Here is a 24,195-nt window from a genome sequence, read left to right as displayed (position 1 = left end):
ACGTTCCCCGAGAGTGAAGCTATGACCGACGCCAATGCCTGCACCATCAGATTTGTTCGTGCGTCCCAATACGCTGATTGGCTGAGGTCATACGAGCTGTGGGTCAACGGGACCAGCGTTGGGAAGCTTGCGCGCAACGGCGTGTTGGAGATCACGCTGCCGGCCGGCGCCTGCACGATCGAGGCGACCATTGATTGGGGCAGGAGCCAGCCGCTCGTCGTTCGCACCACTCCCGGCCAAACCGTCGAGATCGAGGTCAGGAACAGGTGGGGTGCCTGGGCGGCGCTGTGGGCGATCAGCTTCGGCAAAAACAGCTATTTGGTTCTCACTGAAGTCGAGCGAAAAACGAACAGAAGCGCCTGACCGACTGAGATCCTCATCCCCGGATACCGGCATCAACCCGGCGGTAACGAGTTTCCTTTACGCTCTGCAAACCATAAGGCCCATCAGTTCCCCGTACCGGGCCCGGCGAGTAGCGCGTCATGTTGCGTTTCAAGATCCTGGCGTCGGTTGTTCCCCTGTTGGCGGCCGCGGTGTTTGCCCGAAGCGAGATCGGATCGGTCTCGCATCCCTGCATCGCCCTCGGCGACACCTCGGTCGAGCTGACGTCGCTGTTCTGGACCGCCGGCGTGCATGTCGCCTTCACCGATGATCCCGCGCGCGCCACGGTGCGGGTTCAGATCACCGAGGATGCGGACGCGGCCGACTTCGCCGTCGTCGACGACGGCCTCGGCTCGGAATCGGAGTCCTGCCAGGCCAACCCCTCGACTCGCCTGATCTCGATTGCCGCGCAGCCCGTCGACGGCGGTCAGGTGATCTATCTCTCCACCGAGGGGCCGGCGGATTACCGTGTCTATGTGCGCTCGAAAACCTTCTCGCAGCGCGAGGCGGCGGCGCTGATCGTCGGCGCCCGCGGCGGCCACCGCCGTCTCCAGGCCGCCTCGCTTTGAGCCGCGTCGCTTTGCGCCGTTAACGCCTCGTCAACCCTGTTTGGAGGCGGTCGCAGGGCCTCAAACTGTTCGCAAGGTCGGCGGCACATCGTCGTTTACAGCGAGCGTAGCGTTTTAAGAAAACAGTCGGGTCGGTGGCGATGGGTCGGACGTTCCGGATCAAGGTGCGCATGCGCCGCTTCAGGCGACAGCACCCCCGAATCGCCTTTGCGATCCGCTCCTTCATGATCTTCTCGGCGACCTTCGGCGGCGCCTATGGGTTTGTCTCCGGCAGCCGGTCCGAGACGTCCGGCTACGATCCCAATGCATTTGCGATCGGCGTCAGCTTCCTGTTCGCGCTCGCCTGCCTCGGCCTCGCCACGCTCAGCATGCGCCTGCGCTTCGTCAACAAGCGGATGCGGGCGCTGGCTGCCCACAACGAAACGCTGATCGACCGCAATTGGGAGCTGAAGGAAGCGGAAGAACGCGCCCGCAGCCTGTTCGAACAGCAGGGCGATCTGATCGTGCTGCGCGACACAAATGGCTGCATCACCTTCGCCAACGACGCCTATTGCGCGCTTGCCGGACAGGCGCGCGGCGCGCTGGTCGGCACGCGCTTTGATTTCGCCGTGCTGGAGCAGGGCGACAGCGCCCGCGAGAGCAACGGCACGCGCATTCACGACCAGAAGATCACAACCCCGCTCGGCGCGCGCTGGATCGCCTGGCGCGAAGGCTATGTTCGCCTCGACGCCGGCCAGCCCGCCGAATTGCAGAGCGTCGGACGCGACGTCACCGACCGCACCGAGACCGAGCGCGCGCTGTCCGACGCCCGCGATCAGGCCGACGCCGCCAACCGGGCCAAATCGCGCTTCCTGGCGATGGCGTCGCACGAGATCCGCACGCCGCTGAACGGCATCATCGGTATGGGCGGGCTGCTGCTCGACACCACGCTGACGCCTGAGCAGTCGACCTACGCCAAGGCCGTGAAGACCTCCGGCGAAGCGCTGATGGCGCTGATCGAGGAGTTGCTCGACTATTCCAAGATCGAAGCCGGCAAGCTCGATCTCGAGCAGCGTCCCTTTTCGCTCTCGGCCCTGATCGAGGACATCACCGAGCTGCTCGCGCCGCGCGCGCAGGCGAAGCAGCTCGAGATCGCCGCCTATGTCGACGAGCGGCTGCCGCTCGAAGTGGTCGGCGACGCCGCGCGGCTGCGCCAGGTGCTGCTCAACCTCGCCGGCAACGCCGTCAAGTTCACTGCGAGCGGCGGCGTCGCGCTGATCGTCGAGCTCGGCATCTGGCCGAACGAGATCAGTTTTCTGGTGCGCGACACCGGCATCGGCATCGCAGCCGACGCGCAACAGCGCATCTTCCGCGAATTCGAGCAGGCCGACGAACGCGTCGCCCGCACCTATGGCGGCACCGGCCTCGGTCTCGCCATCAGCGAGCGCATCGTCAAGCGCATGGGCGGCCGCATCACGCTCACGAGCGAGCCGGGCAAGGGTTCGACCTTCGAGGTCGCGATTCCGCTCGCGCCAGCGCACGCTGGCGCAGAACAGACGGCGTTCCCCGTCCCCGATCTCACCGGCAAGTCGATCCTGCTGATCGCCGACGGCATCGAGGCCTCCTTGATCGCGCGCCGGCTGGAGCGCTGGGGCGGCCAGACCTGCATGGTGACGGACGTCGCGGTGGCGGAAGCGCTGCTGCCGGAACGCTCATGGCATTCGGTCCTGATCGATCGCGCGCTCGGCGCTGCCACCGCCGACCGCCTCGGCGAAGCCGCACGCAGTCATGCGACGCAACGCCTCGTGCTGCTGACGTCCGGCTCGCGCCACGAGAAACTTTCGCCGGCCTTCACGGGCTTCCTGGTGAAGCCGCTGCGCGCGGCCTCGCTCGCCGCACGCCTCACGCTACCCCCGGAGGTCGCCTCGCCCGATCTCGCGCCGGAGCCCTCGGCCCCATCCACCGCCGCGGTACCGGCGAAAGGCCTGTCGGTTCTCGTCGCCGAGGACAACGAGATCAACGCGCTGTTGATGCGCTCGCTGCTGACGAAACTCGGCCACCGCGTCGTCATCGCGATCAATGGCGAGGCCGCGCTGGAATCCTGGCTCGGCGCGGCATCGGCCGGCACGCCCTATGATCTGGTGCTGATGGACATCCAGATGCCGCAGCTTGACGGCATCGAAACGACAAAGCGAATCCGTGCGCATGAGGCAGCTAGAGGCGGCCATCACACGCCGATCCTCGCGCTCACCGCCAATACGCTGGTGGAAGATCGCTACGCCTGCTTTGAAGCGGGCATGAACGGGTTTCTGATCAAGCCGCTCGATCGCGAGAAGCTGGAAGAGGCGCTGGCCGGACTGGCGGCGGCGCGGCAGCTCGCGGTTTGATTCGGATTTCATAGGAACCTGATCTCGGCCGGTAATCGACAATTGAAATCGACCGCGTCGCACGTCACCATCCTCTGGGGCATTTAAACAGAGGATTTCGCATGAACGTGCTTTGCCGCCTCGCTTTCGTGATCCTTCTCTGTGGTTCCACTCAAGCCGCCGCGGCCGATAGCTCGCAACTGATCGCCTCGCTCAAGCAAGGCGGCTACGTGCTGGTGTTTCGCCACACCGCTACCGACGACAGCCAAAAGGATGTCTACCCTTTCAAATTCGACGACATGAGCGCCCAGCGTCAGCTCAGTGAAAAGGGCCGGGACATGGCGCGCCAGATCGGGACGGCCATCAAGGAACTCGCGATCCCGATCGGCGACGTCTACACCAGCCGGCTGAACCGCGCGATCGAGGCCGGCAGACTGATCTCCGGCCGCGAGATCAAGCCGGTCGACGCATTGACGGACAGCAGTAACGCGAGTGCGTCGGGCATGGCAAATCCGACCGGTGCAAATGCAAAGGCGGGCCAGGCCGTGCGGCAGTTCGTCGATGCGCCGCCCAAGGCCGGCACAAACACCTTCCTGGTCACCCACAAGACCAACATCGCCGATGCCTTCGGCAAGGAGGCCGGGGACGTGCAGGAAGGTGAAGCCTTCGTCTACAAGGCCGGCGGCTCGGGTCCCGCAACCTTTGCAGGACGCATCAAGCCTGCGGATTGGATCGCGAAGGCAGGCAAGTGAGCCACCTGCCGGCGACGCACGTCAGCTTGGGTGCGGAGCAGGCCGGGAGCCCGGCATCACTGCGCGCTCCGACGGGATGAACCGTTATGCGGCATAAGCCATAAACCGCGGCGCAGACAGCTTGTCATGCGGCGCCTGGCCTCCCCTGAACATGGTGTCTACCTGGGCGGCGCGCTTGCAATGCGGACACACGAAGAGATGCGCGATGATCGGGGTCGGCTCGTCCGCGAGCAGTTCGGAGCGGAACCACTTCATCTCGATATGGCAGTCCGGGCAGGTCGGTGCTTCGAGATGCTCGGCGGCGCTTCTGAGACGATCAACCATGGGGCCCGTTTGCGTTTCCGAAAGCCATAACCAAATACCCCTCGCCGGTCTGCAACAAAAGATACTCAGCCCGAAATTTGACAAAGGGCGCCGTCCATCAAGGCTGCTACAGCCGCCTGAGCGCCACGCTCGCCACCGTGTGATCGGCGCCCTTCTTCAGGATCAGGGTCGCGCGGGGACGAGTCGGCAGGATGTTGTCCTCGAGATTTGCGAGGTTGGTGCGTTCCCAGATCGCGATCGCGGTGGCGGTGGCTTCCTCGTCCGACAACAGCGCGTAGCGATTGAAGTAGGATTTTGGATTGGTGAACGCGGTGTCGCGCAGCGACAGGAAGCGCCTGATGTACCACTGCCGCAGCGCCGCCTCGTCCGCGTCGATATAGACCGAGAAATCGAAGAAGTCGGACACCACGGGCACGGCCTTGCCGTCACGCGGCAGCTTGCCGGTCTGCAGCACGTTGACGCCCTCGACGATCAGGATGTCGGGCTGGTCGATCTCGGCCCACTGGTTCGGCACGATGTCGTAGGTCAAATGCGAATAGACCGGCGCGCGCACATGGCGGCGGCCGGCCTTGATGTCGGAGAGGAAGCTGAGCAGCAGCGGCAGGTCGTAGCTCTCCGGAAAGCCCTTCTTCTGCATGATGCCCTGCCGCTCCAGCACGGCGTTGGGATACAGAAATCCGTCGGTGGTGATCAGCTCGACCTTGGGACGCGGCGACCAGCGCGCCAGCAGCGCCTGAAGCACGCGGGCCGTGGTGGATTTTCCAACCGCGACCGAACCGGCGACGCCGATGATGTAGGGCATCTTGCGGTCGCGGATGTTGAGGAACTGGCGCTCCGCGTAATAAAGCCGCTGCATCGCATCGACATAAATCGACAGCAGGCGCGACAGCGGCAGGTAGATGTCCTCGACCTCCTGCAAATCGAGGCGGTCGTGCAGCGAGCGTAGCCGGTCGAACTCGCCCGGCTCCAGCGTCATCGGCGTGTCGTCGCGCAGTCGCGACCACTCCTCGCGCGTATAGACGCGGTACGGATTATACTGCTGCTCGGGTGCGCGGATATCCATGACGCGACTCTCCACCTCGGCTAGCTGCCGCCCTTACGCGACGCCTTTTCTTCCAACCCTGACATATTGGTCCGCTTGTCCAATGCGGCCTCGACCTCTTCCAGCTTTACGCCGCGGGCCTTGAGCAGCACAAGGAAATGATAGAGCAGGTCGGCGCCTTCGGCGATCAGATGCGCGCGATCGTTTTCGACTGCTGCGATTACGGTTTCGACTGCCTCCTCACCGAACTTTTTGGCGCAATGTTCGGCGCCCTTGTCGAGGAGCTTGCGGGTATAGGACGCCTCGCCACCCGCTGCCGCGCGGGCGTCGATGGTCTCGGCCAGATCGTGGATGGTGAAACGCGGCATACAAATACTCGGAAAACGCGCCTTGGCCGATGATTGGCCGGTTTCTGACGGGATAAGCCGGTTCCCGCCGATGATTTAGCATTTTTAGGAACGGGAGTCGTCAGGCATCGAGGCGCATGGGCAGCCCGCGCCGGGACATGTGCTCCTTGGCTTCGCGGATGGTGAATTCCCCGAAATGGAAGATCGAGGCGGCCAGCACGGCGGTGGCGTGGCCGTCGCGAATACCGTCGACGAGGTGATCGAGATTGCCGACGCCGCCCGAGGCGATCACAGGAACGGGAATGCTGTCGGCGATCGCCCGGGTCAGCGGGATGTCAAAACCCTGCCGCGTGCCGTCGCGGTCCATCGAGGTGAGCAGGATTTCACCGGCACCGAGCGAGACCACTTCCTGGGCATATTCGATGGCATCGATGCCGGTCGAGTTGCGGCCGCCATGCGTGAATATCTCCCAGCGCTCTCCGCCACCGGCGCGCTTGACCCGCTTGGCGTCGATCGCGACCACCACGCACTGCCCGCCGAATTTCTCGGCGGCTTCCTTGACGAACTCGCGCCGCGACACCGCGGCGCTGTTGATCGAGACCTTGTCCGCACCGGCGCGCAGCAGGGTCTTGATGTCGTTCACCTCACGCACGCCGCCGCCGACGGTGAGGGGCATGAAGCAGGCTTCCGCGGTGCGCTGGACCACGTCCAGCATGATGCCGCGATTCTCATGGGTCGCGGTGATGTCGAGAAACGTAAGTTCGTCCGCGCCGGCGGCGTCATAGGCGATCGCCGCTTCGACGGGGTCACCGGCATCGCGCAAATCGACGAAGTTGACGCCCTTGACGACCCGGCCGTCCTTGACGTCGAGGCAGGGGATCACGCGCACCTTGAACATCGGAGGTCTCCTAGGCAGCGCCTGCGTTACGGATCAGGGCGAGGGCGGACGCAGGATCGAGCCGGCCGTCATAGAGCGCGCGGCCGGCGATCGCGCCGGCGAGTTTTTTCGCGCGCGGCGTCAGCATCGCCTTGACGTCCTCGATCGAGGCGAGGCCGCCGGAGGCGATCACGGGAATCGAGATCGCATCCGCCAGCGCAATGGTCGCATCGAGATTCAAGCCTTTGAGCAGGCCGTCGCGCGCGATGTCGGTGAAGATGATGGCGGCAACGCCGGCATCCTCGAAACGCCGTGCGATCTCCAGCACCGTCACCTGCGAGGTCTCGGCCCAGCCTTCGACCGCGACCTTGCCGCCACGTGCATCGAGCCCGACCGCGACGCGGCCGGGGAATTTCCTGGCGGCAGCCTTCACCAATTCGGGGTCGCGCACCGCGGCGGTGCCGATGATGACGCGGGTGATGCCCTTTTCGAGCCAGGCTTCGACAGTCGCGAGATCGCGAATGCCGCCACCGAGCTGCACCGGAATCGTGATCGTCTTCAGCATCGCCTCGACGGCCTGCGCGTTCACAGGCTTCCCGGCAAACGCGCCGTCGAGGTCGACGACGTGGAGATACTCAAAGCCTTGCGCGACGAAGCTCGCCGCCTGCGCAGCGGGATTGAGGTTGAACACGGTCGCGCGCGCCATGTCGCCCTGTTCGAGGCGCACGCATTGGCCGTTCTTGAGGTCGATCGCGGGAAAGAGAATCACGGTTTCCATCGCAAAAAATTCGAGATCAGGGCGAGGCCGAAGCGCTGGCTCTTCTCGGGGTGAAACTGCGTCCCGATCGCGGTGTCCTTGCCGACGATCGCGGTGACGGGCCCGCCGTAATCGGCGCGCGCGAGCACGTCCGCCTCGTTGGTGGCGTTGAGGTGGTAGGAGTGCACGAAATAAGCGTGCTGGCCCTTGGGGCCGAGCGGCAGCCTGTCCAGCACCGGATGCTCGCGCAGCACATCGAGCGTATTCCATCCCATGTGCGGGATCTTCAGCCTCTCGTCGTTCGGCGTGATCTTCTCGACGTCGCCGCCGATCCAGTTCAGCCCTTGCGTGATCACATGCTCCTTGCCGCGGGTGGCGAACAGCTGCATGCCGACGCAGATGCCGAACATCGGCCGCGCCTTGACGCGCACCGCTTCGGTGATCGCCTCGACCATGCCGTTGACGGCATCGAGCCCGCGCCGGCAATCAGCGAAGGCACCGACGCCCGGCAGTACCAGACGGTCGGCGCTGTAGGCCTGGTCTGGATCGCTGGTGACGAACACCTTTTGCGGGTTGTCCATGCCGCGCGCGGCGCGCTCGAACGCCTTGGCGGCCGAATGCAGATTGCCGGAACCGTAATCGATGATGGCGACGCTCATCTTGACCCTCCCGGTTCTGGAAACAAACCAATGATGCCACCTGCCGGCATTGGCGGCGGGTTGGAGAATTGCTGACCCGGCACGTTGCGGGTCGGCGGCGGGCCACCGCGATCGACGGCCCATTGATCGTTGACGATGCCGCGCTGCTTCTGGCTCCAGCGCTCGAAGAAGCGGCGCTCGGCGGTGTCCTCGTCGTCGGAAATCACCACGTCGAGCTGTCGCCATTTACCGCGCGAGAGCGTCCAGCGGCGCAGGCTGGAGGCCTCGAATCCCATCAGCAGCGCGACGATGATGTCGGCGAAAAAGATCGACGAACGGCCGACACCGAGGCTGGACAGCCCGACGTTGAAGGCGGCAACGAAGATCACCCAGCCGATCAGCGCCAGCCACAGCCGATTCCACAGCAGCCAGAGCGGTCCGAAGATCATCGCCCAGAAATGGAAGCCGTCGCGCACGAAGACGAACTTGTCGGTCGCGCGCAGATCGGATCCTGCGGGGGAGGGAGCATGAACTGTGTAGACGGACATGGCGATGCCCCGTTCCCTAGGAATTCAGTGATACCGCAAACGGCGCGGGCCGCGGGCCGAAAGATGTCAGCCGCCGAGCGAGCCCTTGGTGGACGGGATTTCGCCCACCGCCTTCGGATCGATCGCGACGGCGGTGCGCAGCGCCCGTGCCAGACCCTTGAAGCAGGACTCGGCGATATGGTGGCTGTTATCGCCATATAGGGTCTCGACGTGAAGAGTCACGCCGGCGTTCATGGCGAAGGCCTGGAACCACTCGCGCACCAATTCGGTGTCGAACTCGCCGATCTTGTCGCGGGGGAAGTCGACCTTGAACACCAGGACCGGGCGGCCCGAGATGTCGATGACCACGCGTGACAGCGTCTCGTCCATGGGCATGTGCACGCCGGCATAGCGGGTGATGCCCGCCATGTTGCCGAGCGCCTGCTTGACGGCCTGGCCGAGCGCGATGCCGGTGTCTTCGGTGGTATGGTGATGATCGATGTGCAAATCGCCGACCGCCTTGACCGTGAGGTCAATGCGGGAATGGCGGGCGAGGAGATCGAGCATATGGTCGAAAAAGCCGATGCCGGTCGCGATATTGGACACGCCGGAGCCATCGAGGTTCACGGTGACCTCGATGTCGGTTTCCTTGGTCTTGCGCTTGATCGTCGCGGTGCGCATCAAAACACGCTTCCATCCTAGTTCGGGCCGAAAACGCCGGTCTTTTAACAGCCAAATGACGCCTTCGCTACTGCGGCAACGGCTGGCCGGGCCTCTACTTCTGCCTATGGTGAGCAAATTGGGCCCGGAGCGGCCCGTTGTGCCCCCGCTCCCGACCGCCTAAATCAGCCCGGTCAACGAGGATCATTCATGCAGGACTCCCCAAACAGCTCGCCGGGCTGGCACGGCACCACGATTTTGACGGTCCGCAAGGGCGGCAAGGTGGTGGTCGGCGGCGACGGCCAGGTCTCGATCGGCCAGACCGTGATCAAGCACAACGCCAGGAAGGTCCGGAAACTCGGCAAGGGCGACGTCATCGGCGGCTTTGCCGGCGCCACCGCCGACGCCTTCACGCTGTTCGAGCGTCTGGAAGCCAAACTCGAGCAATATCCGGGGCAATTGACCCGGGCCGCCGTCGAGCTCGCCAAGGACTGGCGCACCGACCGTTATTTGCGGCGGCTGGAGGCCATGATGATCGTCGCCGACAAGGACGTCTCCCTGGTGCTGACAGGCACCGGCGACGTGTTGGAGCCCGAAGCCGGCGTCATGGCGATCGGCTCCGGCGGGAATTACGCGCTGGCGGCCGCCCGCGCCCTACTCGACACCGACAAGGACGCCGAGACCATCGTCCGCCGCTCCCTCGACATCGCCGCCGATATCTGCGTCTACACCAACCGCAATGTGACCATCGAAGCGCTGTCGGCCGGGTAGGCCATGGCCCTCGCCTACACCTTCCGCCCGATGACCGCGGCCGTTCTGCCGCTGATTCGGCGATGGCTGGGCGAAGCGCATGTGCGGGAATGGTGGGGCGATCCGGACGAGCAGTTCGCGCTCGTGAGCGGCGATCTCGGCGAGCCGGCAATGGACCAGTTCATCGTGTTGGCCGAAGGCAAGCCGTTCGGCTATCTTCAATGCTACCGCCTGACCGCCTGGAATACGGGTGTTGGGCCGCAACCGGAGGCCACCCGTGGCATCGATCAGTTCATCGGCGAAAGCGACATGATCGCGCGCGGGCACGGTTCGGCATTCATCCGGCAATTCGCCGACGCGCAGTTGCGGCAGGGCCTGCCGCGCATCGTCACTGATCCTGATCCGCTCAACGCGCGCGCCGTGCGCGCCTATGAGAAGGCCGGCTTTGTCCGCGACCGCATGGTCGAGACGCCCGACGGGCCCGCACTCCTGATGGTGCGCGAGCCATGACGCTGGCAACCACGCATGAGAGCAAGGCCGCGTTTCCGCCGCTCGCCTGGGTCGGCATCGCGCTGCTGCTGCTGGCGATGCAGGCCTCGATCCTGCTTGCGATGGGCCGGGTGCCGATCTGCACCTGCGGCTATGTCAAGCTGTGGCATGGCGTGGTGAACAGCTCGGAGAATTCGCAGCACATCGCCGACTGGTACACCTTCTCGCACATCCTGCACGGCTTCCTGTTTTACGGGCTGACCTGGCTGCTGTTCGCGCGGCTGCCGTTCGTGTCTCTGTCCTGGCCCGCCCGCCTGATCATCGCCATTCTGATCGAAGGTGCCTGGGAGATCGTCGAGAACTCGCCCTTCATCATCGAACGCTACCGCGCCGGCACGATCTCGCTGGATTATTTCGGCGACAGCATCGTCAATTCGATCTCTGACAATTTGTCCATGATGCTGGGCTTCCTCGTAGCGCGCCTGCTGCCTGTATCAGTGACCATCCTGCTTGGGCTCGCCTTCGAAATCATGCTGGCGCTGCATATTCGCGACAATCTGACGCTCAATATCCTGATGCTGATCCATCCGATCGAGGCCGTGAAACTATGGCAATCGGGTCCGCCGATCATCTGACGGCCAAAAAAAGCGGCTTGTCCCGCCCCGCATCTGATCCTAGCTAAGGTCCCATGACAGACTTCTCCCCCCGCGAAATCGTTTCCGAACTCGACCGTTTCATCGTCGGCCAGGCCGATGCCAAGCGCGCCGTCTCGATCGCGCTGCGCAACCGCTGGCGGCGGCAGCAGCTCGAAGGCTCCTTGCGCGAAGAGGTGCTGCCGAAGAACATCCTGATGATCGGCCCGACCGGGGTCGGCAAGACCGAGATCGCGCGGCGGCTCGCCAAGCTTGCCAACGCGCCGTTCCTGAAGGTCGAGGCGACGAAATTCACCGAGGTCGGCTATGTCGGCCGCGACGTCGAGCAGATCGTGCGCGATCTCGTCGAGGTCGCGATTTCTCAGGTCCGCGAGCGCAAGCGCAAAGACGTGCAGGCACGTGCGCAGCTCGCCGCTGAGGAGCGCGTACTTGATGCCCTGGTCGGCGCCAATTCCAGCGCCGCGACGCGGGACTCCTTCCGCAAGAAGCTGCGCGCGGGCGAGCTCAACGACAAGGAAATCGAGATCGAGACGCAAGGCGGCGGCAGCGGCTTTCCGATGTTCGAGATCCCGGGCATGCCTGGCGCGCAGATGGGCGCGGTTTCGATCGGCGACATCTTCGGCAAGCTCGGCGGACGCAGCAAGACGCGGCGGCTGACGGTGGAGAGCTCGCACGAGATCCTCATCAACGAGGAATCCGACAAGCTGCTCGACAGCGATCAGTTGACGATGGAGGCGATCAGTGCGGTCGAGAACAACGGCATCGTGTTCCTGGACGAGATCGACAAGATCTGCGCCCGCGAAGGCCGCGCCGGCGGCGACGTCTCGCGCGAGGGCGTGCAGCGCGACCTGCTGCCGCTGATCGAGGGCACCACCGTCTCGACCAAGCACGGCGCGGTGAAGACCGACCACATCCTGTTCATTGCCTCAGGCGCCTTCCACGTCGCAAAACCGTCCGATTTGCTGCCGGAATTGCAGGGCCGCCTGCCGATCCGCGTCGAGCTGCAGGCGCTGACCCGTGACGACATGCGCCGCATCCTGACCGAGCCGGAGGCTTCGCTGATCAAGCAATATGTCGCGCTGATGCAGACCGAAGGCGTCACGCTCGACATCACCGACAACGCCATCGACGCGCTTGCGGACGTCGCGGTGGCCGTGAATTCCACCGTCGAGAACATCGGCGCGCGGCGGCTGCAGACCGTGATGGAGCGGGTGCTGGACGAGATCTCCTTCACCGCCCCAGATCGCAGCGGCGAGACCGTCAGGGTCGACGCCGATTTCGTGCAGAAGCACGTCGGCGACCTCGCCAAGAACGCGGATTTGAGCCGGTTCATTTTGTAATTCCGGACGGTCGCGCTATGGATGCGGCGTGACCGCACGCTTCCTGCAAAACCCCTGGCGCCTGCTGCTCGCGATCAACGCGGCAATCATCGTTGGCGTCTTCGTTCACAAGATCCAGCTGCCGCCTTACGTCCCCTACATCCACCTCCTCGTCGATTACCATTTTGGCTTCATCAAGCGCGCGCTGATCGGGACGATCGTCGCGCTGTTCACCGACAAGGTGCCGCTATGGCTGGTGTTCGCGCTCGGCGGCGCTACATGGCTGGTGACGCTCGGGCTGTACGCAAGACTATTCCAGACAACGTTCGGCTTCACCGCGAAGACATTGCCGACGTTCGTCTTCATCGCGGGCTCGCCGTTCTTCCTCAAGAACTTCATGCACACGCTCGGCCATTTCGACATCTATGGCTGCGCGCTGGCGATCGTCCTGCTGCTGGTGCCGGCCGGCTCGCTGCTGTTCGTGGCGCTGGCTGCGCTGTTCTCGATCGTTCTCGTCCTGATCCACCACATCCATCTCTTGATGTATGTGCCGACCATCATCACCATCGTCGTGATCAGGCATTATCTAGCGCATGGCTGCGATCGCACCAATGTCGCGTTCGGCATCATGGCCCTGCTGGCCGTCTCCGCGCTGTTCTTCGCCGCGCAGTTTTGGGGAACGATGCCGGTCCCGGAGGCGGATTTCGTCGCCGATCTGAAGAGCCGGATGGCCGATCCGTCGCGGACCGACCTGCTGCAGTTTGCCTACATCTGGTATCAGCCGTTGGCGAAGGAGATTTCCGACACCTGGGGCCGCCTGCCGCACAACATCCTCGGCGTGCCCGTGTTCGCGCTGCTGATCTGGCTGCACACACCGCTGTGGCGCTATTTTGCGAATTTGATCGGCGCGCTCGCAAGCGACACGCATCGCCGCCTCGTCATTGCGGCGCTGATCGGCGTCAGCCTCGCCTATGTCGTGATGTTCGCGATGGTATTCGACTATTCGCGCTGGATCTCGAACTGGGCAGTCTGCATGTTCCTGATCCTGCACGCGGTGAAGATGCTGCCCGCCGCACGCGAGACGCCGCTGATTTCGGCGGAAGATCAGACGACAAATATCTTCGGCCTGATTGTCACATTGATCCCGCGCGTCGGAATCGTGCGGCCGTTCTAATATCTCGCCCGCCTGATCCGCACGTAGAGCGCGCCCTCGCCGCCATGGCCGATACCGGCCTCTTCGAATCCGACGACGAAGGCCCGGAATTCCGGCAGGCTCAGCCATTCCGGCACCTGACGGCGCAGCACGCCGCTTTCGCCGCCGCTTCGGCCCTTGCCGGTGATGACCAGCACGAAGGTCAGGCCGTCATGATGGGCGCGGTGCAGGAAGCCGCTCAGCGCGCGGTGGGCACGCATCTGGGTCATGCCGTGCAGATCGAGCCGCGCCTCGATCTCGCTGCGCCCGCGCGACAGCTTTGTGCGCTCGCGCTTGCCGAGCGGCGCCAGCGGCGGCACCGCCGGCTTCGCTGCGCGCGGTGCCGGGGCAGCGGCAATCGGACGTGGCGACGGCGCAATCCGGGGGGCGGGCGCTGCAGGCGAAGACTCGGTGCGTGGTGCAGCTTGCGCCTTCGCCGCACGATGCTTTCTCAGCGGCTTGACCTGCTTTGCGACCGTATCCCACAGCGCGCGCTCTTCCTCACTCAGCGCGCGACGGCGCGGCGAGGGACGAGGCTCCAGCACGGGCGGACGGGACGATCGCTTCATTGTTGCCGATGGGAGCGATTTTTCACCGGCCGCCGCGGCTCCTGAACTGGCTCGATCACGGGACGCGGCACCGGCAGCGGGACTGGACCGGCGACAGCGACCGTCTCGCTCTTGCTTTGCAGCTCGGCAGGCGGCTTGTCCTTCGCAGGCTCCGTTTGCGGAAACAGCTTTGCGATCTTCTCCGAGGGCCGCGGGTCCGGCACCGGGAGCCGCGCGCCGCGCGTTGTGGGATCGAGGCTCTTCGGCACCAGCATCACGAAATGCATGGCATGGCGCAGCCGTCCGGAGACCCGGCCGGCATCCTGACCCGCGCCGAAATAGAGATCGGCGCGCGCCGGACCGATGATGGCCGAGCCCGTGTCCTGCGCGATCATCAAGCGATGGAACGGCGTCTTCGCGCGTTCGGAATCGATCGGCAGCTCGCCTTCGATGAAAAACGGGGTGCCGTAGACGTGGAGCGATTTGTCGACCGCGATCGAGCGGCCGGCCGTCAACGGAATGCCTTGCGCGCCGACCGCCTCCTCCTTGTCGGATAGATTGACCTCGCGAAAGAAGATGTAGGAGCGGTTCTGGCGGCGCAGCTCCTTGGCACCGTCAGGGGTCTGCGCCATCCACTCCCTGATCTTCTGCATCGACATCTCTTCCTTTGGAATGATGCCGCGCTCGATCAGGATGCGACCGACCGCCGTATAGGGATAGCCGTTATAGGCGTCGTAGTTGAGCCGGACCGTGCCGCCGTCGTCGAACTTGATCCGCGCCGAACCCTGGATCTGGGCGAACAGCAGATCGGTCGGGTCCTTCAGCCAGGCAATCTCGAGTCCGCGGCCGGCGATCTTGCCGTCCTCGATCTCGGCGCGGTCGTAATAAGGCACGAGCTTGCGGCGGCCGATCTTGCGATAGACCGGGCCCTTGTTGGGCAGGCTGACCGAATCCTGCTTGTAACCGCGCACAAAGAGATTCGAGGGGCGGCGATAGACCGGGACATTGTAGACGTCGGTCTGCGTGCGCGATCCCTCCAGCACCGGTTCGTAATAGCCGGTGACGAAACCATCGGGCTCGCCGAGGCGCGAGATCCGCAGCGGCGCAAAATTCTCCTCGAAGAAGGTTTTGGCCCGAGCGTCGTCGGTAAGCTCGAGCGATTTGGCGACCCGGCAGGGTTCGCCCAGCGAGGCGCCCAAAGCCTTCGGTTCGGGAGCGCCGGTCTGCGCGTTGATCGGACGGCAGCTCGCGCGAAAGGTCTTGTAGGCGGCGAGATGATTGTCGTCGCCCCAGCCCTTCACGTCGGCCCAGGCCAGCGGCAGATATTGGGCGCCGGGAATTTCGAGCGGCAGGGGAAGCTGCGGATATGGCAAGGCGCGCGGCGGCGCGGCAGGCAATTCCGGGAGATGATGGTGATGGCTGCGATAGTGGCGCCGCGCCGCCTCAGCGCCGAGTGAAAACGACGACAGCGCGACGGCACCTGCGCAAAGCGCCGTCGCGCTGGTCTTCAGGAAAACCTTAATTCGCGCTTCCGGTGCCAACCAGCTTCCAGTTCGGATCGCGAGAAGTGATGTCGCGGGCGAAAGTCCAGATGTCGGTGATGTCGGCGACCGTGTCGGCGCTTCCGTCGACGATGTTGCCGGCCTTGTCCCGGGTGGCCGAGATCATCTGCGAGACGAAGCGGATCGTGAGCTGGGCGGTGCGGTCGCGCAGTTCGGCGCCGACGAGCTCGGCCTTGTCGATCGAGACAAAACGCGTCTCGGTCTTCTGCTCGTTCTTCTCGCGCTCCTTGATCGCGGCATCGAAGCTTTCATAGACCTCCGACGACAGCAGGTCGCGCAGCGCGCGGCGGTCGCCATTGGCAAAGGCCAGCACGATCATCTCATAGGCGCCGCGGGCGCCGGAGATGAAATGCCGCGGATCGAAGGTGGAATCCTTTTCGACGATGGCGTCGAGACCCTGGGCGAGCACGGTGCCCGGCTCGGTCAGGCCCTTCCAACGGTCGGAGGGCGGGGTCGGCTCGGCCGTCGGCGCCAAGGGAGCCTGGTCGATGACCTTGCCCGGCATGGTGACGACGTTCTTGTCCTGGGCGCCCTGGAGCGCGTTGCGGTCGAACGGCGGCCGCTCGTTGCCCGTGCGCTGCCCCAGCACGCTGCGCAGCCTCAGAAAGATGAAGACCGCCAGCGCCAGGAAGATGATGGTGTAGATGTCCACGTCGTATTCGCTTTCTGGTCGTCTGTAGAAGGGGCCGTCTCGAAAGGATCGTGCCGGGAAAATCGATCCGGCCAGTAGACCGTTCCATACCGGAACGGCAAGTCTACATCACCATTTTGGGTCCGCGCGTCAGGTCCGTGGGATGTAGGCACGAAATCTTGCCCGGCCAATGGCGCCTTTTGGCACAGCACCGAGTGTAGCGCGTTTTATGCTTAAGGGGAAACCCGATCCTGCCCGGAAATCGCGCATCTTCAATCGTTTAAGGCGCAGTTGCGCTGGATCGCCGGGGTGAACGCCACAGTTGTGGGCGTGGCCGGAATTCCCCATCCGGGACCGTTCGTCCTTGTGGAACGAGGTAGCCCTATGTTAGCCAACCGCCGCGAAATTCAGCCCAATCGGGTAAGGAGACACTCTTATGACCAACGGTAACGGCACCCCTCCCGAGGCGGCCCAGGCTCCCCAGCTCAACGTCCTGGCGCAATATACCAAGGACCTCTCGTTCGAAAATCCGAATGCGCCCAGCTCGCTCCAGCAGCAGAGCCAGCCGCCCCAGATCAACATCCAGATCAATGTCAGCGCCAACAATCTCAGCGAACAGGAGTTCGAGGTGACGCTGTCGGTCGAGGGCAAGGCCGAGACCGCCGGCAAGATCATGTTCTCGTTCGAGCTCGCTTATGCCGGCGTCTTCCGCATCTCCAACGTGCCGAAGGACAATTTGCATCCGCTGGTCATGATCGAATGCCCGCGCCTGCTGTTCCCGTTTGCCCGTGAGATCATCGCCACTGCCGTGCGCGACGGCGGGTTCCCGCCTTTGATGCTGGATCCGGTCGACTTCGTCGGCCTCTATCGCCAGAACATGGAGCGGCAAATGGCCGCTCAGCCGAGCGGCCAGGCTTAACCAGCCAAAGGGGCGGCTGGAGCGGGCAAGAACTCGTTCCAGATCGCCTTGTCGCCGAGCGTTGCGATGAAGGCCCGGTGGGCCTCGCGCTCGGCGTCCGAAATGCGCGGGGTGAGCGGCGCCGGCCGTTGCCGCCGAGGCGCATCGGCAGCCCCATTGGCGCGAGTCTCTTCGGATTCCGAAGCAAGCAGCAGCTGCGACTGCCGCGCCCCGACCAGATCCACATAGACTTCCGCAAGCAGCTCGGCGTCGAGCAATGCGCCGTGCTTGGTGCGGCGTGAATTGTCGATCGCATAGCGTGAGCAGAGATCGTCGAGCCGGTTCGACACGCCGGGATGCTTGCGCCGAGCCAGCAGCAGCGTATCGACCAGCCGCTCGCGCGGGATCGCCGGGCGCTTGATCCGGTCGAGCTCGGCATTGATGAAGCTGATGTCGAACGAGGCATTGTGGATCACCAGCGGCGCGTCGCCGATGAACTCCAGAAAATCGTCGACGACCTCGTGAAACAGCTGCTTCGTCGCCAGGAATTCGGCCGACAGCCCGTGCACCGCAAAGGCTTCTGCCGGCATGTCCCTTTCGGGATTGATGTAGACGTGGAAACTCTGCCCCGTCGGCATGCGATTGAGCATCTCGACGCAGCCGATTTCGACCAGGCGATCTCCCCGCAACGGGTCAAGGCCGGTGGTTTCTGTGTCGAGAACGATTTCGCGCATGATCTGGGAAGCCGTGTCAGGCGGCGAATCAGGCGCGCCGCTGCGGCATCTTAACGACGTCGGCGAGGATGTGCGCGATTTGGGCGCGCACCGGTTCGAGTCCGTGGGATGTATCCACCACGAAATCGGCACGCCTGCGCTTTTCCGCATCGGGTGTCTGCTTGGCGATGATGGCGTCGAGCTTGGCCTCGTCCATCGTGCCGCGCGCCAGCACCCGCTCGCGCTGCAGTTCCGGAGACGTGGTGACGACGACTACGGCATCGACCCGCGTCTCGCCACCCGTCTCGAACAGCAGCGGTATGTCCAGCACCACGACCGGCGCGTTGGCGGCTTCGGCGTCGGCGAAGAACTTTTTCCGGGAAGCGCCGAGCATCGGATGGACGATCTGCTCGAGCTGCTTGATGGCCGCAGGATCGTGCACCACACGCGCCGAGAGTTTTGGCCGATCAACCTTGCCGTTCGCGGTAGTGCCGGGGAAGGCGGCCTCGATCGCGGGTGCGGCCTCGCCCTCATAGAGCTGATGGACGGCCGCATCGGCATCGTAGACAGGCACGCCAGCCTCCGCGAACAATTTCGCGGTGGTGGATTTGCCCATCCCGATCGAGCCGGTCAGTCCCAGGATCCGCATCAGCGCCCAACCATATCTGCCAGTCACACCGCAACTAGCCGCTCGCGCCGCAGGAACGCAAGCAGCGGCAGCAGCGGCAAGCCGAGAATGGTGAAGTGGTCGCCCTCGATACGCTCGAACAAATGGATCCCCAGGCTTTCGAGCTGATAGCCGCCGACGCTGGTGCTGACGGCGCCGCCGGCGATGTCGAGATAGGCCGAAAGCTCGGCCTCGGTCATCTGCCGCATCGTGAGGCAGGCAACCGAGACGTCCTCGAAGATGATCTCGCCATCGCGTGCGATCGCCACGGCGGAATTCAGCTCATGGCTATGGCCGGAGAGATCGCGCAGCTGCGCCAGCGCCTGGGCGCGGCCCGCTGGCTTGTTGAAGAGGCGATCGCCAAGCGCCAGCGTTTGATCAGCACCAATGACGGTGCTTCCAACGTGATGGGCCGAGACTGCCTTGGCTTTTTCGCGCGCCAGCAGCAGGGCAATCTCGCGCGGACCAGAAAGCCCGGAGGCGGCCTGGATGCCGCGCTCGTCGATATCAGCCGTGATCGCCTTGAACTCGAGCCCGGCATTCGCCAGGAGCATCTTTCTCGCGCTGCTCTGCGAGGCCAGGATCAACGAAGATTTGCCGAGCCAGAGACCCATCGCGAAACTATCCCAAAGCTATTCAGAAGGCCGGTTACGCTGACGATCGCTGTAAAGTTTCATGATCGCCGCGGCGGTTTCCTCGATCGAGCGCCGCGTGACGTCGAGCAGCGGCCAATCGTGCTTGGCGCTCAGCTTGCGGGCAAATGCGACCTCCTCGGCGACCGATTGCTTGTCGGTATAAGTGTCGCTGCTGGAATCGGCCCCCATGGAGAGCAGGCGGTTCGTGCGCACCTGGATCAATCGTTCCGGCGTCGCATGCAAGCTCACCACCAGCGGTCGCGTCAACGTCTCCAGTTGCGAGGGCACCGGAATGCCTGGAACCAGCGGCACGTTGGCAGTGCGGATGCCTCGGTTGGCAAGGTAGATCGACGTCGGGGTCTTGGAGGTGCGGGAAACGCCGACGAGCACCACGTCCGCGTCGTCGAGCCCTTCGACATGCTGGCCGTCATCGTGGATCATCGTGTAGTTCAACGCGTCGATACGCTTGAAGTATTCGGCATTGAGCACGTGCTGGGCGCCGACCCGGCCGGTCGTGGCAGCTCCGAGATAGGCCTCGAACAACTGCATCACCGGCCCGATGATCGACAGGCTCGGAACATTGATCCCCTTGCACTTATCCTCGAGCCTCGAAACCAGATCCTTCTCGAGCAGCGTGAACAGCACGATTCCCGGCGCTTCCTCGATCTCGTCGAGCACGCGATCGAGCTGTTTCTGGCTGCGCACCAGCGGATAGACGTGCTCGACCGGGGTCACGTTGGCGTACTGGGCGGCAACGGCGCGCGCGACCGTGATCAGCGTCTCACCGGTGGAGTCGGAGACGAGGTGCAGATGGAAATAATTGTTCGAAGTCGGCACAAAAGCCCTTTGTATGGAGTCGGTGTGGTTTGTGGATTTCTGTGGAGCTTAACCTCCCGGAAAGGGATGTGCGACACCGGGGGCGGGACAACGGCGGATTTTCTTCACACCGCTGCCCCTGAGAACAACTTCGACGCCCTCCCGAAAGGGAAACGGGATTGCGTCGATAACCCTCTTGATAAGCTGCCGACAGAAACGCGCAAGCCTTTGAAGCTGACCGACTTATCGAAAGCGGCCGGAGCTGTCAGAGGATATGTTGATGGATGTGAACAAGCGCGTGTGAACGGGCGGACGGAGATGTGTGAGTCCAATTCACCGTCACATAGACTCAAACCTTAAGAATCTAAGATTCTTATTGGAGAAGGGCGCTACGGACGGATATGTGTGCAGGCAAGACCTTAACGAGTTCTTACTATCCCCAACGTTTCCCCTCGGCTGGGCAGGAATCCGGACCCCCAGACATGTTTGAAGACGTCTACCTCTGGATCAAGGCGCTGCATGTGATCGCCGTCATTTCCTGGATGGCGGGCATGCTCTATTTGCCACGGCTGTTCGTTTATCATTGCGAGGCTGAAGTCGGCTCGCAGCAGTCGGAAACGTTCAAGATCATGGAACGGCGGCTGTTCAAGGCGATCATCAACCCCGCTATGATCGTGACCTGGCTCGCCGGGCTCTACCTCGCCTGGGCTGGACACTGGTTCACTTTCGGCTGGCTGCACGTAAAACTGGCACTGGTCCTGGCGATGTCCGCGGTCCACGGCTTTTTTTCGCGCTGGCTGAAGGATTTCGCGGCGGACCGGCGCCCCCGGAGCCAGAAATTCTATCGGATTATCAACGAGGTACCAACTGCCTTGATGATTCTGATCGTCATCATGGTGATCGTGAAGCCGTTCTAGGCAGCGGTCGCGAACAATCGCTCAGTGCTTCTGCTTGCGGAGTGTGAGGCGATTTTCTATATTAGCGATATCCCACCCAACGCAGGCGGATGTGGTCGTGTCTGAGCTTTCCAGAGGCCGGACACCCCATCAGGTTTGAAGCCTCACCGGCGCTCTCCTTGCCAGACCTGCGGACCTTACCTTTTCGCGTCCGCATTTCAGAGCCTCCTCGCACCCCCCTCCCAGGTTACCCCACAGGACCACCCCAATGCGGGAAATCAAACTCCAGGACCTCAAGTCGAAGACGCCGGCCGAGCTCGTCTCGTTCGCGGAAGAGAATGGGGTCGAGAATGCCAGCACCATGCGCAAGCAGGAGCTGCTGTTCGCCATCCTCAAGCAGCTTGCGCTCGCCGAGACCGACATCGTCGGCGAAGGCGTCGTCGAGGTTCTCTCCGACGGCTTCGGCTTCCTCCGCTCGCCCGATGCGAATTATCTGCCGGGCCCGGATGACATCTACGTTTCGCCCTCGCAGATCCGCCGTTTTGGCCTGCGCACCGGCGACACTATCGAAGGCCACATCCGCAGCCCGAAGGAGGGCGAGCGCTATTTCGCGCTGCTGAAGGTCAACACGCTCAATTTCGAGGACCCGGAAAAGGCCAAGCACAAGGTCAATTTCGACAACCTCACGCCGCTGTTTCCGAATCAGCGCTTCCGCATGGAAATCGACGACCCCACGCGGAAAGACCTGTCTGCAAGGGTGATCGACATCGTTGCGCCGATCGGCAAGGGTCAGCGCGCGCTGATCGTCGCGCCGCCGCGCACGGGCAAGACCGTGCTGATGCAGAACATCGCGCACTCGATCGCGCATAATCATCCCGAGTGCTATCTGATCGTGCTCCTGATCGACGAACGTCCGGAAGAAGTCACGGACATGCAGCGCTCGGTGAAGGGCGAGGTCGTCTCCTCGACCTTCGACGAGCCGGCGGTGCGCCATGTCCAGGTCGCCGAGATGGTGATCGAGAAGGCCAAGCGTCTGGTTGAGCATGGCCGCGACGTCGTGATCCTGCTGGACTCCATCACGCGCCTCGGCCGCGCCTACAACACCGTGGTGCCGTCATCGGGCAAGGTGCTGACCGGCGGTGTCGATGCCAACGCGCTGCAGCGGCCGAAGCGGTTCTTCGGCGCCGCCCGCAACATCGAAGAGGGCGGCTCGCTGACGATCATCGCGACTGCGCTGGTTGATACCGGCAGCCGTATGGACGAAGTCATCTTCGAAGAGTTCAAGGGCACCGGCAACTCCGAGCTGATCCTCGATCGCAAGGTGTCGGACAAGCGGACCTTCCCGGCGATCGACATTTCGCGCTCCGGCACCCGTAAGGAAGAGCTGATCACCGATCCGGTGGTCTTGAAGAAGATGTACGTACTCCGCCGCATCCTGAATCCGATGGGGACGATGGACGGCATCGACTTCCTGCTCGACAAGCTGCGCTCGACCAAGAGCAATTCCGAGTTCTTCGATTCGATGAACACCTGATTGCAGTGCAACATGATCCAAAGGGCGCCTTCGGGCGCCCTTTTTCTTTGTGCGACTTTGTTGCAGCGAGCTGCAGCATGGCGGGGCGTTGTCGTCTGGAGTAGGCGTCGTCTAAGATGTTGATATAATTTATGAATAGCGGATCGAGGGATGCCGCTCATTCCGTTGCAAGTGGTTCTTGCAGTAGACGCTCGCGAATTTATTGCATCGCACTATTGGTTTTGCTGCGAGAATCCAAGCAGCATAATCGCTCGATTTGTCAGCCGAAACGGATGTTTGCCTTTTCCCTTTCAGCCGGACAAATAGGCTATGTATCCGCGAGACCACACCATCTTTGCACTGTCGTCTGGCCGTCCGCCAAGTGCGCTTGCGGCGGTGCGTGTCTCCGGGCCAGGCGCCAGCCTGGTGCTGACGACGCTGGCGGGCAAGCTGCCGGCGCCGAGGCAGGCCAGCCGCCGGCTCCTTCATGACGGCGTGGGCCAGCCGATCGACGATTCGGTGGTGTTGTGGTTTCCGGGGCCCGGCAGCGCGACCGGCGAGGACGTCGCCGAATTTCACGTCCATGGCGGCCGCGCGGTGCTGGCCGCACTGTTTACCGCAATTTCCGTAATTCCGAATATGCGAGCTGCCGAACCGGGCGAATTCACCCGGCGCGCCTTCGAGAACGGCAAGCTCGACCTGACCGAGGCGGAGGGCCTCGACGATCTCATTCATGCCGACACCGACCGCCAGCGCCGCCAGGCGTTGCGGCAGTTGCAGGGTCTCCTCGGCAATCGCGCGCGCGACTGGCGCGAGCGCATCATCGACGCCTCGGCCTTGATCGAGGCCGGCATCGATTTCTCCGACGAGGGCGATGTGCCCGCCGAGTTGAGAGCGCCTGCGGTCAAGGCGATCAGTGCGCTGCATGACGAAATCGCAGAAGTCCTTGCGGCACAGGGACAAGCTGAACGCTTGCGCGACGGCCTGGTGGTTGCGATCGCGGGCGAGCCGAATGTCGGCAAGTCGACGCTGATCAACCAGCTCGCGCGCCGCGACGTCGCGATCGTCTCGCCGCATGCCGGCACGACACGCGATGTGATCGAGGTGCAGCTCGATCTTGATGGCTATCCCGTCACGGTGATCGACACGGCCGGCATTCGCGAGACCGACGATCCGGTGGAGCAGGAGGGTGTTCGCCGGGCGCGAGCCCGAGCCGAAGACGCCGACCTCGTGTTGTGGCTGGTGGAGGCGGGGCGCGCGGTCGATCCGGCCGCAATGCCGTTGCTGGGGAAGTCCGGCAATGCAGGCAGCCGCTCCGGCGGTTCGGTCTGGATCGTGCGCAACAAGATCGATCTCGGCGGGGTCGAGGACGTCGGCCTGTACGGTGAGTTCGGAATCGCCGCCAGCCGGGGGGACGGCATTCCCGCGCTGGTCGATGCTATGGTGAAATTCGCCGCCGACTTCTTCGGAACGACTGAGGGCGCGTTGGTGACCCGGGCCCGGCAGCGGGATTTGCTGCGCCGGGCGTCGGACAGCTTGCGGCGGAGTCTGGAGCTTGTAGAAGACGGCGAGGAGCTTGCCGCCGAAGAGCTGCGCGCTGCGGCCTATGCCTTGGGCCGGCTGCTGGGTCGGGTGGATGTCGAGGACGTCCTGGGGGCGATTTTTCAGAAGTTCTGCGTTGGGAAGTAGCCCTA

Annotated in this window: 28 protein-coding genes; 13 read left to right on the top strand and 15 right to left on the bottom strand. The window is 63.7% G+C overall.

Features of this window, described 5'->3' with window-relative positions; translation table 11 throughout:
* Window positions 1-21: 21 nt before the first annotated feature.
* From IVB50_RS10835 to IVB50_RS10820, 4 genes are all read left to right on the top strand, one after another.
* Window positions 22-363: a hypothetical protein gene (locus IVB50_RS10835; protein WP_018459621.1), complete on the top strand. Its 342-nt coding sequence runs from the start codon at window positions 22-24 to the stop codon at window positions 361-363.
* Window positions 364-482: 119 nt separating this feature from the next.
* Window positions 483-950 (top strand): hypothetical protein, encoded by a 468-nt coding sequence (locus IVB50_RS10830; protein WP_085349256.1) that lies wholly within the window; start codon window positions 483-485, stop codon window positions 948-950.
* Between the two features lie 140 nt (window positions 951-1,090).
* A complete protein-coding gene (locus IVB50_RS10825) occupies window positions 1,091-3,316 on the top strand; it encodes a PAS domain-containing hybrid sensor histidine kinase/response regulator (protein WP_247295826.1) in 2,226 nt (741 codons plus the stop codon).
* A gap of 101 nt (window positions 3,317-3,417) precedes the next feature.
* Window positions 3,418-4,047 carry a histidine phosphatase family protein gene (locus IVB50_RS10820; RefSeq protein ID WP_018459624.1) on the top strand — a complete coding sequence of 210 codons (630 nt, stop codon included), beginning with the start codon at window positions 3,418-3,420 and terminating at the stop codon, window positions 4,045-4,047.
* Between the two features lie 84 nt (window positions 4,048-4,131).
* On the opposite strand, the gene IVB50_RS10815 is transcribed toward IVB50_RS10820, so the two are convergent.
* The 8 genes from IVB50_RS10815 to hisB all read right to left on the bottom strand — a co-directional run bounded on the left by IVB50_RS10815 (window position 4,132) and on the right by hisB (window position 9,240).
* Window positions 4,132-4,371: a hypothetical protein gene (locus tag IVB50_RS10815; protein ID WP_018459625.1), complete on the bottom strand. Its 240-nt coding sequence runs from the start codon at window positions 4,369-4,371 to the stop codon at window positions 4,132-4,134.
* Window positions 4,372-4,477: 106 nt separating this feature from the next.
* On the bottom strand, window positions 4,478-5,434 hold the full coding sequence (coaA, locus tag IVB50_RS10810; RefSeq protein ID WP_007598451.1) for a type I pantothenate kinase: 957 nt from the start codon (window positions 5,432-5,434) through the stop codon (window positions 4,478-4,480).
* A gap of 20 nt (window positions 5,435-5,454) precedes the next feature.
* A complete protein-coding gene (locus IVB50_RS10805) occupies window positions 5,455-5,781 on the bottom strand; it encodes a phosphoribosyl-ATP diphosphatase (RefSeq protein WP_007598445.1) in 327 nt (108 codons plus the stop codon).
* Window positions 5,782-5,881: 100 nt separating this feature from the next.
* Entirely contained in the window at window positions 5,882-6,658 is a 777-nt protein-coding gene (hisF, locus tag IVB50_RS10800) for an imidazole glycerol phosphate synthase subunit HisF (protein WP_018459626.1), read from the bottom strand.
* Window positions 6,659-6,668: 10 nt separating this feature from the next.
* Window positions 6,669-7,415, bottom strand: coding sequence for a 1-(5-phosphoribosyl)-5-[(5-phosphoribosylamino)methylideneamino]imidazole-4-carboxamide isomerase (gene hisA / locus IVB50_RS10795; protein ID WP_018459627.1), 747 nt, complete (start codon window positions 7,413-7,415; stop codon window positions 6,669-6,671).
* A complete protein-coding gene (gene hisH, locus IVB50_RS10790; RefSeq protein WP_018459628.1) occupies window positions 7,403-8,053 on the bottom strand; it encodes an imidazole glycerol phosphate synthase subunit HisH in 651 nt (216 codons plus the stop codon). Before hisH ends, hisA begins: the two co-directional genes overlap by 13 nt.
* Window positions 8,050-8,580, bottom strand: coding sequence for a DUF2628 domain-containing protein (locus IVB50_RS10785; RefSeq protein WP_018459629.1), 531 nt, complete (start codon window positions 8,578-8,580; stop codon window positions 8,050-8,052). Before IVB50_RS10785 ends, hisH begins: the two co-directional genes overlap by 4 nt.
* A 66-nt stretch (window positions 8,581-8,646) precedes the next feature.
* Entirely contained in the window at window positions 8,647-9,240 is a 594-nt protein-coding gene (hisB, locus tag IVB50_RS10780; protein ID WP_007604059.1) for an imidazoleglycerol-phosphate dehydratase HisB, read from the bottom strand.
* A 189-nt stretch (window positions 9,241-9,429) separates the two neighbouring features.
* Here hisB and hslV point away from each other — a divergent pair, with 189 nt between their 5' ends.
* The 5 genes from hslV to IVB50_RS10755 are packed head-to-tail and all read left to right on the top strand — an operon-like array spanning window position 9,430 to window position 13,604.
* Window positions 9,430-9,990: an ATP-dependent protease subunit HslV gene (gene hslV / locus IVB50_RS10775; RefSeq protein ID WP_018459630.1), complete on the top strand. Its 561-nt coding sequence runs from the start codon at window positions 9,430-9,432 to the stop codon at window positions 9,988-9,990.
* Window positions 9,991-9,993: 3 nt separating this feature from the next.
* On the top strand, window positions 9,994-10,479 hold the full coding sequence (locus IVB50_RS10770) for a GNAT family N-acetyltransferase (RefSeq protein ID WP_018459631.1): 486 nt from the start codon (window positions 9,994-9,996) through the stop codon (window positions 10,477-10,479).
* Complete coding sequence (locus IVB50_RS10765; protein WP_018459632.1) at window positions 10,476-11,093, top strand: DUF2585 domain-containing protein; 618 nt, start codon at window positions 10,476-10,478, stop codon at window positions 11,091-11,093. Before IVB50_RS10770 ends, IVB50_RS10765 begins: the two co-directional genes overlap by 4 nt.
* A gap of 53 nt (window positions 11,094-11,146) precedes the next feature.
* Window positions 11,147-12,451: an ATP-dependent protease ATPase subunit HslU gene (hslU, locus tag IVB50_RS10760; RefSeq protein ID WP_018459633.1), complete on the top strand. Its 1,305-nt coding sequence runs from the start codon at window positions 11,147-11,149 to the stop codon at window positions 12,449-12,451.
* Window positions 12,452-12,479: 28 nt separating this feature from the next.
* The gene (locus IVB50_RS10755; RefSeq protein ID WP_018459634.1) at window positions 12,480-13,604 is read left to right on the top strand and encodes a hypothetical protein; all 1,125 of its coding nucleotides are present in this window, start codon (window positions 12,480-12,482) and stop codon (window positions 13,602-13,604) included.
* Here the strand turns inward: IVB50_RS10755 and IVB50_RS10750 are convergent.
* From IVB50_RS10750 to IVB50_RS10740, 3 genes are read right to left on the bottom strand one after another with little or no spacing between them, the layout of a single operon-like run.
* A complete protein-coding gene (locus tag IVB50_RS10750) occupies window positions 13,601-14,191 on the bottom strand; it encodes a Smr/MutS family protein (RefSeq protein ID WP_018459635.1) in 591 nt (196 codons plus the stop codon). The genes IVB50_RS10755 and IVB50_RS10750 overlap by 4 nt on opposite strands.
* The gene (locus IVB50_RS10745; protein ID WP_018459636.1) at window positions 14,188-15,711 is read right to left on the bottom strand and encodes an MltA domain-containing protein; all 1,524 of its coding nucleotides are present in this window, start codon (window positions 15,709-15,711) and stop codon (window positions 14,188-14,190) included. The genes IVB50_RS10750 and IVB50_RS10745 overlap by 4 nt, the downstream gene beginning before the upstream one ends.
* Window positions 15,689-16,384, bottom strand: a complete 696-nt coding sequence (locus tag IVB50_RS10740) for a Tim44/TimA family putative adaptor protein (protein WP_007604067.1) — start codon at window positions 16,382-16,384, stop codon at window positions 15,689-15,691. The genes IVB50_RS10745 and IVB50_RS10740 overlap by 23 nt, the downstream gene beginning before the upstream one ends.
* Before the next feature lie 415 nt (window positions 16,385-16,799).
* Here IVB50_RS10740 and secB point away from each other — a divergent pair, with 415 nt between their 5' ends.
* The gene (gene secB, locus IVB50_RS10735; protein ID WP_007598595.1) at window positions 16,800-17,282 is read left to right on the top strand and encodes a protein-export chaperone SecB; all 483 of its coding nucleotides are present in this window, start codon (window positions 16,800-16,802) and stop codon (window positions 17,280-17,282) included.
* On the opposite strand, the gene dnaQ is transcribed toward secB, so the two are convergent.
* Genes dnaQ through IVB50_RS10715 form a run of 4 tightly spaced genes read right to left on the bottom strand, consistent with a single transcriptional unit; the run spans window position 17,279 to window position 20,113 of the window.
* Window positions 17,279-17,995: a DNA polymerase III subunit epsilon gene (dnaQ, locus tag IVB50_RS10730; RefSeq protein ID WP_018459637.1), complete on the bottom strand. Its 717-nt coding sequence runs from the start codon at window positions 17,993-17,995 to the stop codon at window positions 17,279-17,281. The two genes, secB and dnaQ, sit on opposite strands and share 4 nt — an antisense overlap.
* A 28-nt stretch (window positions 17,996-18,023) precedes the next feature.
* Window positions 18,024-18,623: a dephospho-CoA kinase gene (coaE, locus tag IVB50_RS10725; RefSeq protein ID WP_085349243.1), complete on the bottom strand. Its 600-nt coding sequence runs from the start codon at window positions 18,621-18,623 to the stop codon at window positions 18,024-18,026.
* 23 nt (window positions 18,624-18,646) lie between these two features.
* A complete protein-coding gene (locus IVB50_RS10720; RefSeq protein WP_247295824.1) occupies window positions 18,647-19,255 on the bottom strand; it encodes a Maf family nucleotide pyrophosphatase in 609 nt (202 codons plus the stop codon).
* 18 nt (window positions 19,256-19,273) lie between these two features.
* Complete coding sequence (locus IVB50_RS10715; protein WP_018459640.1) at window positions 19,274-20,113, bottom strand: pyruvate, water dikinase regulatory protein; 840 nt, start codon at window positions 20,111-20,113, stop codon at window positions 19,274-19,276.
* Window positions 20,114-20,574: 461 nt separating this feature from the next.
* On the opposite strand from IVB50_RS10715, the gene hemJ reads away from it, so the two are divergent.
* The 3 genes from hemJ (at window position 20,575) to mnmE (ending at window position 24,190) form a co-directional block, all read left to right on the top strand.
* Window positions 20,575-21,009, top strand: coding sequence for a protoporphyrinogen oxidase HemJ (gene hemJ, locus IVB50_RS10710; protein WP_018459641.1), 435 nt, complete (start codon window positions 20,575-20,577; stop codon window positions 21,007-21,009).
* Between the two features lie 247 nt (window positions 21,010-21,256).
* Window positions 21,257-22,522, top strand: coding sequence for a transcription termination factor Rho (rho, locus tag IVB50_RS10705; RefSeq protein WP_007598612.1), 1,266 nt, complete (start codon window positions 21,257-21,259; stop codon window positions 22,520-22,522).
* A 309-nt stretch (window positions 22,523-22,831) separates the two neighbouring features.
* A complete protein-coding gene (gene mnmE, locus IVB50_RS10700; protein WP_247295821.1) occupies window positions 22,832-24,190 on the top strand; it encodes a tRNA uridine-5-carboxymethylaminomethyl(34) synthesis GTPase MnmE in 1,359 nt (452 codons plus the stop codon).
* The last annotated feature ends 5 nt before the right edge of the window (window positions 24,191-24,195 follow it).

The sequence above is a fragment of the Bradyrhizobium sp. 87 genome, from assembly GCF_023073015.1.
GTDB lineage: Bacteria > Pseudomonadota > Alphaproteobacteria > Rhizobiales > Xanthobacteraceae > Bradyrhizobium > Bradyrhizobium canariense_D.
Note: the sequence above shows the minus strand (reverse complement) of the source record. Positions and strands in the feature narration are given on the sequence as shown.

Excerpts from the sequence above, each read along its gene's own strand:
- hisB (WP_007604059.1), bottom strand. The coding sequence starts at position 9,240 with ATGCGCACCGCGACGATCAAGCGCAAGACCAAGGAAACCGACATCGAG.
- IVB50_RS10830 (WP_085349256.1), top strand. The coding sequence starts at position 483 with ATGTTGCGTTTCAAGATCCTGGCGTCGGTTGTTCCCCTGTTGGCGGCC.
- IVB50_RS10765 (WP_018459632.1), top strand. The coding sequence starts at position 10,476 with ATGACGCTGGCAACCACGCATGAGAGCAAGGCCGCGTTTCCGCCGCTC.
- coaA (WP_007598451.1), bottom strand. The coding sequence starts at position 5,434 with ATGGATATCCGCGCACCCGAGCAGCAGTATAATCCGTACCGCGTCTAT.
- coaE (WP_085349243.1), bottom strand. The coding sequence starts at position 18,623 with ATGCGGATCCTGGGACTGACCGGCTCGATCGGGATGGGCAAATCCACC.
- IVB50_RS10750 (WP_018459635.1), bottom strand. The coding sequence starts at position 14,191 with ATGAAGCGATCGTCCCGTCCGCCCGTGCTGGAGCCTCGTCCCTCGCCG.
- IVB50_RS10815 (WP_018459625.1), bottom strand. The coding sequence starts at position 4,371 with ATGGTTGATCGTCTCAGAAGCGCCGCCGAGCATCTCGAAGCACCGACC.
- hslV (WP_018459630.1), top strand. The coding sequence starts at position 9,430 with ATGCAGGACTCCCCAAACAGCTCGCCGGGCTGGCACGGCACCACGATT.
- hisF (WP_018459626.1), bottom strand. The coding sequence starts at position 6,658 with ATGTTCAAGGTGCGCGTGATCCCCTGCCTCGACGTCAAGGACGGCCGG.
- IVB50_RS10835 (WP_018459621.1), top strand. The coding sequence starts at position 22 with ATGACCGACGCCAATGCCTGCACCATCAGATTTGTTCGTGCGTCCCAA.
- secB (WP_007598595.1), top strand. The coding sequence starts at position 16,800 with ATGACCAACGGTAACGGCACCCCTCCCGAGGCGGCCCAGGCTCCCCAG.
- IVB50_RS10825 (WP_247295826.1), top strand. The coding sequence starts at position 1,091 with ATGGGTCGGACGTTCCGGATCAAGGTGCGCATGCGCCGCTTCAGGCGA.
- IVB50_RS10720 (WP_247295824.1), bottom strand. The coding sequence starts at position 19,255 with ATGGGTCTCTGGCTCGGCAAATCTTCGTTGATCCTGGCCTCGCAGAGC.
- IVB50_RS10805 (WP_007598445.1), bottom strand. The coding sequence starts at position 5,781 with ATGCCGCGTTTCACCATCCACGATCTGGCCGAGACCATCGACGCCCGC.
- IVB50_RS10820 (WP_018459624.1), top strand. The coding sequence starts at position 3,418 with ATGAACGTGCTTTGCCGCCTCGCTTTCGTGATCCTTCTCTGTGGTTCC.
- mnmE (WP_247295821.1), top strand. The coding sequence starts at position 22,832 with ATGTATCCGCGAGACCACACCATCTTTGCACTGTCGTCTGGCCGTCCG.
- rho (WP_007598612.1), top strand. The coding sequence starts at position 21,257 with ATGCGGGAAATCAAACTCCAGGACCTCAAGTCGAAGACGCCGGCCGAG.
- hisH (WP_018459628.1), bottom strand. The coding sequence starts at position 8,053 with ATGAGCGTCGCCATCATCGATTACGGTTCCGGCAATCTGCATTCGGCC.
- dnaQ (WP_018459637.1), bottom strand. The coding sequence starts at position 17,995 with ATGCGCGAAATCGTTCTCGACACAGAAACCACCGGCCTTGACCCGTTG.
- IVB50_RS10770 (WP_018459631.1), top strand. The coding sequence starts at position 9,994 with ATGGCCCTCGCCTACACCTTCCGCCCGATGACCGCGGCCGTTCTGCCG.
- hisA (WP_018459627.1), bottom strand. The coding sequence starts at position 7,415 with ATGGAAACCGTGATTCTCTTTCCCGCGATCGACCTCAAGAACGGCCAA.
- hslU (WP_018459633.1), top strand. The coding sequence starts at position 11,147 with ATGACAGACTTCTCCCCCCGCGAAATCGTTTCCGAACTCGACCGTTTC.
- IVB50_RS10785 (WP_018459629.1), bottom strand. The coding sequence starts at position 8,580 with ATGTCCGTCTACACAGTTCATGCTCCCTCCCCCGCAGGATCCGATCTG.
- hemJ (WP_018459641.1), top strand. The coding sequence starts at position 20,575 with ATGTTTGAAGACGTCTACCTCTGGATCAAGGCGCTGCATGTGATCGCC.